The following is a 10,524-nucleotide window of genomic DNA, read 5'->3' as shown; positions in this document are numbered from 1 at the left end:
TATTTATAAAAAAAGGTTCATTTTATGGTATAGTTATTATTGTTTTATATTGAAAACTAGGAGGATAAAGATTATGGCTTATAAGAGAATGTCTCGTAATGATGCTTATATGAATGTAGCTAATGTAGAAGATGATGAAGATGTTATTGATCTTTTAGAGGTAGCTCGTGCTATTTTTAAACATATTAAATTAATTATTTTTCTTTGTGTTGTATTGGGTGCTGCTGGATTTTTTGGAACAAAGTTTTTGATTGCGCCTAAATATACGGCTAGTACTTCAATTTATTTAACGCCACAGATAAATGATACTGGATCATTGGATTATAATTCACAGATGGCCAATAGTAAATTGGTTACTAATGTCGTCAACTTAATGACGCAAAATAATATCATGTCTGAAGTGGCGAAAGATGTTGGATTAGAAAATGCATCGAGTGTTAAAAATTGTATTACAGTTAGTAATCAGGCAGATACTGAGATTGTTACAGTTACTGCTACAACTACAGATCCAAAGTTGTCTAAGGATATCGCAAATGGAACTGTAGATACTTTTATTAAGACAATGCAGAAAAACTTAAATGTTCGTAATATTGAAATTGTAGATAAGGCTAAATTGTCTTATGTACCAAGTGGTCCAAACGCGAAGAAAAATGGTGTACTTGCTGCTGCAGTTGGATTTGTATTAGGTGCAGGATATGCGATATTAAGATATTTATTAGATAATCGTTTGCGTAACAAAGAAGAGGCAGAAAAATATTTGGGTATTCCTGTTTTTGCTGAATTCCCTGAAGTATAATGGCTAAGTTTATAGATATTCACTCGCACATTGCTTGGGGTATTGATGATGGTATGCCATCTATTGAGGATGCTGAAAGTTCGCTAGAATCAGCTCGTAATGATGGTATTGTAGGAATATGTAGTACACCACACTTTGTTCCAGGACAATTAGATGCTTCTATTTATAATGAGATTGTTTCTCGTCAAGTGGAATTAAAAGAAATGAGTCCGATACCGATTTATTTTGGTGGGGAAGTCATGATGAATAGTGAGTTTATTGATAGGTTGGATTTGGGTTTATATCCAAGTTTGAATGGTTCTCGATATATGCTTGTGGAATATAATGTTCTTCGTGATATTCATTCAATTGATTATAGAGATGATTGTTTGTATGAATTGAAGGTAAAGGGTTTTGTTCCTGTGATTGCGCATATTGAACGTTATTTTCATTCAGGACTTGATTATTCAATTATTGATAATTGGATTGATATGGGTTGTGTATTACAGATTAATCGTACGTCTATTTTAGGAATGCATGGTAAGGCGATTCAATCAAATGCTTTATCTTTATTAGATGATGGCTATTGTGATGTGATTGGTACGGATGCGCATAGAAGTTGTGGAAATCGTATTTCTAAATTGAGTGATGCGTATTCAATTGTTTCAAAGCGTATTGGTAGTGAGAATGCGGATATATTATTTTATGAGAATCCAAAGCGAATCTTGAGTGATATGGATATATTAAATATTGAGGTTGTAAAGAAAAAGAAGCGTTTTAGTTTCTTTAGGAGATAGAAATGGCAAAGAAAAAGAGAAATCAGTTTGATGTAGATGAGATTTATCGTGGGTTGCGTACAAATATTGAGTTTAGTCAAATGGATGAGGAAATCCAAGTAATCAGTGTGGCAAGTACGATTCCAAATGAAGGGAAAAGTTCAGTTGCTTGTAACTTGGCTCGTATTATGGCTGCTAAATATAAAAATGTATTATTGATTGATTGTGATTTAAGAAATGCATCGGTTCATAAGATGATGAAAATTTCAAATCGTTCTGGACTTACAAATATTATTGCACAATTTCAAGATGGTTTGAGTCTTCATTCTTATGAGGGTGTGCAAGAAATTCAATTTGAAGGTGGTCAGACACTGACTGTTATAACATCAGGTCACAAAGTACCAAATCCTAGTGAAGTATTAGGTTCTAAAAGAATGGGACGCTTTTTAGAACAAGCTCGTAAAGAATTTGGATATATTATTATAGATTCACCTCCTGTATTAGTAACTTCGGATTCTATCCCATTATGTAACTTAAGCGATGGAGTTCTTTATGTAGTAGATGCTAAAAATGCAGATAAACGTAAGGTAAAGGCTGCTATCAATGACTTAAAACGTAATGGTGGTCATGTGATTGGTGTTGTATTAAATAAAGTGGATATGAGTGATGAAAACCGTTATGGTTATGGTTACGGCTATGGTTATGGAGGAGACAATCATGGTAAAAAGAAATAGTTTAATATTCCTTACAGCTTTTTGCCTACTTCTAACAGGCTGTAGTAAATCGGGCTTAGAAATCACAAAAGATGATATTTTAGAAGTAGCTAGAGATGATGCGAATGCCACGAAAAGTGAATGTGAAAATGTATCCATTAAAGAACAAAAAAGTTCTTATATTGTTTCATTTAGTACGAATGGTGGATCTTATGAATATAAGATTGGAAAAGATGGGATTATAAAGGAACGTAACTACAAGCGTGCTTCTAAAGAAGAGACTACTGAAACTGAAAAGGTTGAAAAACCAGTTAAGGAAGAAAAATCAACAACTACAAAAAAAGAAGAAAAGTCTTCAACTTCATTTGATGAATCTTCACAACAGGCAATTAATGCAGTATTGGCAAATTCTGGCTTAGAAAAAGATGATGTTACGAATATTACTTGTTCTTTAGATGAGGCTACTCAACAATATACAATCACATTTGTCTTAAATGATGTCACAACTACGGCTACTGTAGATGCGAATTCATTTATTGTTTTATCTACAATTGTTGGATAATTGGATGCATACATTTGTGTATGCATTTTTTTATTTTTGTAGTAGTATAGTTAAAAATGAGGTGTTAAGTATGAATGAAAAGAAGAATGTTATTAGTAAGATATTTGGAATTCTATTTTCTTTAGTTTTAGTTATTTCAAGTATTTATTGCTTATATCAATTGATTCAATTAAATATTTTGACCAGTAAACTATTATTATTAGTCACAATTGTTATCATTTTAATCGACTTAATTTTTGTATTATTACTATGTTTTATTTCTAAAGGTATTGTATCTAAAATTATCAGTATTCTATTAGCTGTTGTATTATCTGTAGGATCTGGCATTGGTGGATACTATATTTCTAAAACGGGTGGTGCTTTAAATAAGATTACTTCTGTGACAAAGAATGCGAAAAATACGGTAAGCATTATTGTAAAACAATCGAGTGATATTAAAGATAAAAAGTCTTTAAGTGGTCTTAGTGTTGGTTATTTAAGAAATATTGGTACAACTGGATCGGCTGCTATGTTAGAAGATTTAAGTAAATCCAATATTAAGATGGAACAAAAACAATATGATAGTATGACAGCACTTTTAGAGGCTTTCTATAATGGAGAAGTGGATTCGATTATTATTAATGAATCAAGTCGTTCACAAATTTTAGACATGGAAACTTATTCTAACTTTGATTCAAATACGCGTGTTGTGTATCAAACTTCTTATAAAGTAAAAAATAATGATTCTGCAACTTCAGTTAGTGATATTACTTCAAAACCATTTAATGTATTGATTTCTGGTTCTGATACGCGTGGTGGATTTGATGAAAATGGTCGTAGTGATGTGATTATGGTAGCTACAGTTAATCCTAAAACAAATACAATTTTATTAACTTCTGTACCACGTGATTTCTATGTCACTACAGCTTGTGATGCAGGTGATGGATGTATGCAAGGAGCTTTAGATAAGATTACACATACAGGTATGCATGGCACAAATACAACAAAGCGTACGGTAGAACAATTGTTGGGTATTGAGATTAACTATACATTTAAAGTTGGCTTTGATACAGTTACTGATTTAGTTGATGCCGTTGGTGGAATCGATGTAACGGTCGAACCTGGTTATGAATGTAATAATTTCTTACATGCACCAGGATTAAGTGTACATGCAGGTGTAAATCACTTGAACGGGGAACAAGCCTTAGGTTATGCTCGTGAACGTTATGCCTATACAGAAGGGGATCGACAACGTACAAAGAATCAACAGCAAGTTCTTATGGGAATTATCGATAAGATTACAAGTCCTGCGATTGTCACAAATTATGCTTCGATTATGGATAGTATGGCAAATACTTTCTCAACAACAATGTCTAATGATGAGATTACGGATTTGATTAAGTATCAGTTAAATAAGAATCCAAAATGGAAGATGGAACAGTATATGGTAGATGGTACGGGTGATACTTTAATGTGTGCAGAACTTGGAGATGCTGCATCTGTTATGGTTCCAGATCAAAGTACAGTTAAAAAGGCGAAGGATAAAATTAGTGCTGTTTTAGCTGGTAATTCAAGCGAAGATGTACAATAATATAGCTAGAGGTATTTACAATGAACAAAGCACATTTGGGTTTAATGATTGGAATGATTTCTTGTATCATGTCTAGTATTATATGTCTAGTATTATATTTAATGATTTCGATTGTGTGGTTAGTTTTGGCTAGTATTGTATTATTGTTAATTTCTTTATTATTGGTTTTTATTGATTCATTACATGATTAAGTATTGTAGGATGGTTTAAAATGGCCATCCTTTTTTTGTCAATTTGCCAAAAAGTAGTATTTTATTATATAATATGTAATTGTGAGCCATATAATTGAATTATAGGAGATTATTTTATGTCTAAAAAAGATATTGAACTTTCCCGTGATGTAAAGGGAAATAGTAAAAAGAATAAGAAAAAAAGAAGGCCTATAAGTAAATTTTTAACGGTGTTTATGTTTGTTGCACTCGCATTACTTATACTTCAAATGGTGTGTTTAAATTTATTGCCATTTAAATTGATTGTGTTAATTTCGGCTGTGTTTATAATATTAGCTTTGATTGTCACTATAATGATGAATTTTAAAGCAAAGAAGTTTTTTAGTCGATTATTACTTGGATTGATCTCTTTGTGTATGTGTGTAGCTTTTGCGTATGGAAATTATTTTATTTATAAGACGAAGGATACTTTTGATGTAGTGACGAGTCTTGCAGATAAAAGGGCTATCACAACTTCAATCATCGCATTAAAGGATTCAAATATTACTTCAAAGGCTGATCTTAAGAATAAGAAGATTGGTACTGTTCTTAAAATGGATAAGGAAGCTACGAAGCGTACTTTAGAGGCACTTAAAAAAGATGAGGTTAAATATTCAACTTCAGATTATAGCAATCTAGATGATTTGGTAAATGCTTTATATGATGGTAGTGTAAATGCGATTTGTTTAAATGAAAAGTATCGTGATGTTTTACATGAGACAGAGGAATATTTTACTTTTAACACGATTACGAATGTTGCTTATCAAAATGTGCATTATGTAGAAAAAGCGGCAAGTGAAAATGAGAGTGATCCGGTTAGAAATATTACAAAAGATGCGTTTACTGTACTTGTGAGTGGTAATGATTCTTATGGTAGTTTACAAGATTCAAATACGCGTAGTGATGCGAATATGTTGTTGACGGTAAATCCTAAAACGGGAACGATTTTGATGACAAGTATTCCTAGAGATTATTATGTAAATCTTGTATGTCCTGAAGGAGATGAAAAGTCGTGTCCAGAAGATAGTAAAGATAAATTGACGCATACGGGTCTTCTTGGAATCAAGAGTACGGAAAAGTCAATTGAGAATGCTTTAGGTATAAAGATCAATTATAATGTTCGTATAAACTTTTCAAGTGTGGTTAATTTAGTGGATGCTTTGGATGGAATTGATTTGGATATCAAGGAAGGCGAAGAGTGTGATATTTTATATGCGAATATGCAGCCTGGACTTAGTGTAGGTAAGCATCATGTGGATGGTGAAACAGCTTTAGCTTTTGTACGTGAAAGACATGCTTATTTAAATGGGGATAATCAGCGTGTTAAAAATCAGCAGAAGGTATTTAAGGCAATATTCAAGCGTATTGTATCTCCTAAGATGATTACAAACTATGGTAAATTTATGGATGCTTTGGCTGTTGCGTTTGATACAAACATTTCGGCAGATGAAATGAGTGATTTTATTAAGTATGAACTTGGTTCAATGCCAAAATGGAAGTTTGAATCGTATTCGATTTCGGGTGAACCTGGTAATGAATTCTGTTATTTAGCACAAACATATGCTTCAATAACATATGAAAATGAATTGATGAATCAAATAGCAAGAGATAAGATCAATGCGATTTTAGAGGGTAAAAGTTCAGATACAGTGAAAGATACGTCTGGATCCATTCAAGAACCAAGTTCAGATAATGTGATTCATGAGTCAAATGATTCAAGTACGGATTATAATTACGATTATGATTATAGTTATGATCCAAGTTATCAAGAATCTTATGATACACAGGATTCATCGAACGAAGATTATTCTGGTTCGAATGAGGGTTATGATTATTATGAAGAGCCATCATATGATGATTCTAATGAAGGCTATTAAGGAGAAAACATGAAAAAGAATATTATTTTTAAGGTTGTTGCAGTTATTCTTTCCATCTTGATGGTAGCTGCTTCAGGATTAATTGTAGTTCAATTATATAAAATGGATATTTTACCACAAAATCTATTCATTCCAGTCGTATTATTATTTATTTTACTATGCTTGATTTTTATATTATGGATCAACATAATGGCAAAGGGAATTGTTAGTAAAGTCCTTGCGGTTATATTTGTGCTTTTGTATACAGTATCTATGGGCATTGGAAATTTATATCTTTATAAGACGGATGGTTTCATGCAAAAGGTTACGGATCACAAGGTTGGTGAAGTAAAGAATACAGTTTCCATTATTGTTAAGGATGAGAGTAAAATTACTAAACTATCTTCTTTAAAGGGTAAAAAGGTTGGCCGACTTAACAATGTCGATAAGGTTGGAACGAGTAAATTATTAAAGGCTGTTAAGAAAGAAAAGGGTGCGAATTATTTTGATCTTGAAAAATATGATGGTGCTCTAAGTTTAGTAGAAGCATTATACAAAGGTGATATTGATGCGATGATTTTAAATGAATCTTATCGTGGTAATATTACAAGTGTTGAGGAATATGAGCATTTCTCAACTGAAACTCGTGTCGTATATTCAAAATCGTATTATACTACGAAAAAGAATGATTCATTGGTAGTTTCTGACATCACTAAAAATCCTTTTACAATTTTAATTAGTGGTAATGATACAACGGGTGATGTAAGTACATTGAGTCGTAGTGATGTGAATATGTTGGTTACAATCAACCCTAAAACTTCAACAATTCTTTTAACGAGTATGTCTCGTGATACGTATGTAGAAACTGTTTGTGATGCTGATGGGGATGTGGCTTGTCCAAATGGTCAAATGGATAAGATTACACATACGGGTATTTATGGATTAAATACTACGCGTGAAACGGTCGAAAAATTCTATGATTTAAAAGTCAATTATTCTTTCCGTGTAAACTTTACAAGCGTTATTGACGTTGTAAATGCATTGGATGGAATTGATTTAAATGTAGAAGAAGGCGAACAATGTGACATGTTCTGGGCAAATATGAAACCAGGACTTCCAGTAGGGTTAAATCATGTTAATGGTGAAACGGCATTGGCGTTTGCTCGTGAAAGAAAAGCTTATGCTGATGGAGATTATCAGCGTGTTCGTAACCAACAAAAGGTTTTACAGGCTATTATCAATCGTGCAATCAGTAGTAGTGCATTAGTAAATTACACAAGCTTTATTGATTCTCTACAAAATGCTTTTGAAACGAATATGACATATGATGAAATCACAGATTTGATTAAATATGAATTACAGACTAAACCATCATGGAAATTTGAAACTTATCAGATTTCAGGTTTAGGTGATAATTTAATGTGTGCATCCATGGGACAAGCTGCAAGTGTACAAGTACCAGACTTGAATACAGTAAGAATCGCAAGAGAAAAGATTCAAGCAGTAATGGATGGAAAATCAAGTAAAGAAGTAGCTGAAGATGGTACACCTCAATATAATTATTATGAAACAGTTCCAACTACAGATTATATTGAGGAGAAAAACGTTACTGAAGAGCCAATCTATTCAGATCAAATTGTTCAAGATCAACAAACATATACTCCACAAACTCCAGATACAGAAGATACGAATAATGAGTTTACAGAAGAACCAGAAAATTAATTTATAAAACCATTTCGTCTATGAAATGGTTTTTTTACTTTTTATGTATTTTCAGTTATAATAAATAAATGAAAAAGAGGTTTTACAATGAATAGTCTTTATAAATCTAATTTATATAAAAATTACAGAGGACTACTAATATCATTTATTGATGTGTGTATTGTTTTCTTGGCTTATATTGTCGCATTTTTAATTCAAAATAATTTTTTGATTTCAGGACGCGTAATCACTTTGACAAAACTACTTGGTTTAGGATTGTTCTTCTTATTGGCAATCCATTTTGTTGTGTTACGCCTATTTAAAACGCAAATGTCTTTATGGACATATACTGGGCCAAATGAAATTGTTCGTACTTTTTTAAGTTGTTTAGTTTGTTTTTGCGTAATGTCTTTTTTTGTGATTCAAGTCGATATTTTTAATATTGAACTGATTGCTTTAGCCGAATTATTATGCTTTGTGTTCTTACTTGGTGCTAGAATGCTCTATCGTATGGCTAGACGTTATATTATGGATCTTGAAAGAGTCGAGAATTGTTTGATTGTTGGTGCTGGTAATGGCGGCTATTTATTGATGAATGAAATATATCATAATATGGCCTATCCTTATAATGTCATTGGTTTTGTGGATGACTTTAAAAAGAAGGGGACTATGCTTAGTGGGAAGCCAGTACTTGGAACGATTGAAGAAGTTAAACAAGTATGTGATGAAAATAACGTGCGTTGTATTTTTATTACAATCTCTTCTGTAAGTGATAAAAGAAAGCAGGAAATATTGGATTTATGTGCTTCGACTTCAATCCCTACAAAAATGATGCGTATCTTAGTTGGTAGTGATGCGAATAATCATATTTCTTTTGAGGATATTGATATCAAGGATTTATTGAATCGTCCGAGTATTGATTTAAAAGTGGATGAAATTGGATCGTATCTTACAAACAAAGTGGTTTGTGTTACTGGAGCAGGTGGATCGATTGGTTCTGAATTGTGTCGTCAAATTGTTCGTTTTAATCCATCTAAATTGATTATGGTGGACATCAATGAAAATGCTTTGTATATGTTGAAACAAGAATTCTTGGTCATGAAAAGAAAATGTGAAATGAAGGATTCGATTGAACTTGAATCATTGATTATTTCCATTCGTGAAAGAAAAGAAATTTATAAATTAATGAAGAACTATAAGCCGGATGTAGTATACCATGCAGCCGCTCATAAACATGTGCCTTTAATGGAAGATCGTCCTACAGAAGCTATTCGCAATAATATCTTTGGAACTAAGAATGTGATTGACGCTTGTTGTGACTGTGGTATTTCTAGATTTATTATGATTTCAACCGACAAAGCAGTAAATCCAACCAATGTCATGGGAGCCACTAAACGAATGACAGAAATGTATATGCAGTCAAGAACTACACATTGTGGTATTCATATGGCGGCCGTTCGTTTTGGAAATGTTTTAGGATCGAATGGTTCTGTGATTCCAATTTTTAAAGAACAAATCAAAAATGGAGGTCCCGTAACCGTTACGCATAGAGATATTAAGCGTTACTTTATGACCATTCCTGAAGCGGCCCAATTGGTTCTACAAGCCGGTTTCTATGCGAATGAAAGAGAAATCTTCGTATTAGATATGGGACAACCTGTTAAAATCTGGGATCTTGCGGATAAAATGATTCGTTTAGCCGGACTTGTACCTGGTCGTGATATTGAAATTCAAGAAATTGGATTACGACCTGGTGAAAAGATGTTTGAAGAATTGGCGCTTGAAATGGAAGAGTGTCATAAAACAGACAACAACCTAATCTTTGTTCATGAAAAAATGGATATTGATTCAAATGTTGTAGATTCCGATTTAGTTCAACTACAAGAATTAATGGAAACAACAGATGATAAACAACAAATCAAAGATGTCTTGATGAATATGATTCAAGACTAGATGTGTAATTATATCTTGTAAATGCTGAGAATATACTCGGCATTTTTATTTATAGCTCCTCTTTTGCAAATGAGTGGTAATTATTGAATTTCCATTCGAATTCAGAATAGTATAAGGGAAACATTCTTTTGACAAATCCATGGAATCTATAAACCAATTGACTATGATTTTATTTGGAAAGTATAATCGATGATTACCGTTGTTGTAGTCAATCATTTCATTATTTACTTCCATTCTATTTTTTAAGATGTTCCGTCTGTATTTAATTTCCTCTCTTTGGAAATTATTATGTATTTCTTGAAATGTTCCTGTACGATCTTACTTCAATCTGTTGCCACTTCCTACATCTTTACAAAACGTAGATACTGATTCTATTGCTTTGTTGAATACACAATTAAAAAGGGCTGTT

General features: G+C 32.4%; 9 protein-coding genes. All 9 read left to right on the top strand.

Annotated features, from left to right (window positions below; translation table 11 throughout):
* Positions 1-73: 73 nt before the first annotated feature.
* Positions 74-796, top strand: coding sequence for a YveK family protein (locus Q3907_RS06380; RefSeq protein WP_301897701.1), 723 nt, complete (start codon positions 74-76; stop codon positions 794-796).
* A complete protein-coding gene (locus Q3907_RS06375; protein WP_301897700.1) occupies positions 796-1,572 on the top strand; it encodes a tyrosine-protein phosphatase in 777 nt (258 codons plus the stop codon). Before Q3907_RS06380 ends, Q3907_RS06375 begins: the two co-directional genes overlap by 1 nt.
* 2 nt (positions 1,573-1,574) lie before the next feature.
* Positions 1,575-2,285 carry a CpsD/CapB family tyrosine-protein kinase gene (locus Q3907_RS06370; RefSeq protein WP_301897699.1) on the top strand — a complete coding sequence of 237 codons (711 nt, stop codon included), beginning with the start codon at positions 1,575-1,577 and terminating at the stop codon, positions 2,283-2,285.
* The gene (locus Q3907_RS06365) at positions 2,269-2,826 is read left to right on the top strand and encodes a hypothetical protein (protein ID WP_301897698.1); all 558 of its coding nucleotides are present in this window, start codon (positions 2,269-2,271) and stop codon (positions 2,824-2,826) included. Before Q3907_RS06370 ends, Q3907_RS06365 begins: the two co-directional genes overlap by 17 nt.
* 70 nt (positions 2,827-2,896) lie before the next feature.
* Positions 2,897-4,396: an LCP family protein gene (locus Q3907_RS06360; protein ID WP_301897697.1), complete on the top strand. Its 1,500-nt coding sequence runs from the start codon at positions 2,897-2,899 to the stop codon at positions 4,394-4,396.
* 20 nt (positions 4,397-4,416) lie between these two features.
* A complete protein-coding gene (locus tag Q3907_RS06355; protein ID WP_301897696.1) occupies positions 4,417-4,587 on the top strand; it encodes a hypothetical protein in 171 nt (56 codons plus the stop codon).
* Between the two features lie 116 nt (positions 4,588-4,703).
* Positions 4,704-6,482 (top strand): LCP family protein, encoded by a 1,779-nt coding sequence (locus Q3907_RS06350; RefSeq protein ID WP_301897695.1) that lies wholly within the window; start codon positions 4,704-4,706, stop codon positions 6,480-6,482.
* Between the two features lie 9 nt (positions 6,483-6,491).
* Positions 6,492-8,183, top strand: a complete 1,692-nt coding sequence (locus Q3907_RS06345) for an LCP family protein (RefSeq protein ID WP_301897694.1) — start codon at positions 6,492-6,494, stop codon at positions 8,181-8,183.
* A gap of 87 nt (positions 8,184-8,270) precedes the next feature.
* Entirely contained in the window at positions 8,271-10,115 is a 1,845-nt protein-coding gene (locus Q3907_RS06340) for a nucleoside-diphosphate sugar epimerase/dehydratase (RefSeq protein WP_301897693.1), read from the top strand.
* The last annotated feature ends 409 nt before the right edge of the window (positions 10,116-10,524 follow it).

The organism is uncultured Holdemanella sp., assembly GCF_958348295.1.
Taxonomy (GTDB): Bacteria; Bacillota_I; Bacilli_A; order Erysipelotrichales; family Erysipelotrichaceae; genus Holdemanella.
The sequence above is the reverse complement of the archived record's forward strand: the minus strand, read 5'-3'. Positions and strand labels throughout refer to the sequence as shown.

Coding starts and splice junctions, on each gene's coding strand:
- Q3907_RS06380 (WP_301897701.1), top strand. CDS start 74: ATGGCTTATAAGAGAATGTCTCGTAATGATGCTTATATGAATGTAGCT.
- Q3907_RS06375 (WP_301897700.1), top strand. CDS start 796: ATGGCTAAGTTTATAGATATTCACTCGCACATTGCTTGGGGTATTGAT.
- Q3907_RS06370 (WP_301897699.1), top strand. CDS start 1,575: ATGGCAAAGAAAAAGAGAAATCAGTTTGATGTAGATGAGATTTATCGT.
- Q3907_RS06365 (WP_301897698.1), top strand. CDS start 2,269: ATGGTAAAAAGAAATAGTTTAATATTCCTTACAGCTTTTTGCCTACTT.
- Q3907_RS06360 (WP_301897697.1), top strand. CDS start 2,897: ATGAATGAAAAGAAGAATGTTATTAGTAAGATATTTGGAATTCTATTT.
- Q3907_RS06355 (WP_301897696.1), top strand. CDS start 4,417: ATGAACAAAGCACATTTGGGTTTAATGATTGGAATGATTTCTTGTATC.
- Q3907_RS06350 (WP_301897695.1), top strand. CDS start 4,704: ATGTCTAAAAAAGATATTGAACTTTCCCGTGATGTAAAGGGAAATAGT.
- Q3907_RS06345 (WP_301897694.1), top strand. CDS start 6,492: ATGAAAAAGAATATTATTTTTAAGGTTGTTGCAGTTATTCTTTCCATC.
- Q3907_RS06340 (WP_301897693.1), top strand. CDS start 8,271: ATGAATAGTCTTTATAAATCTAATTTATATAAAAATTACAGAGGACTA.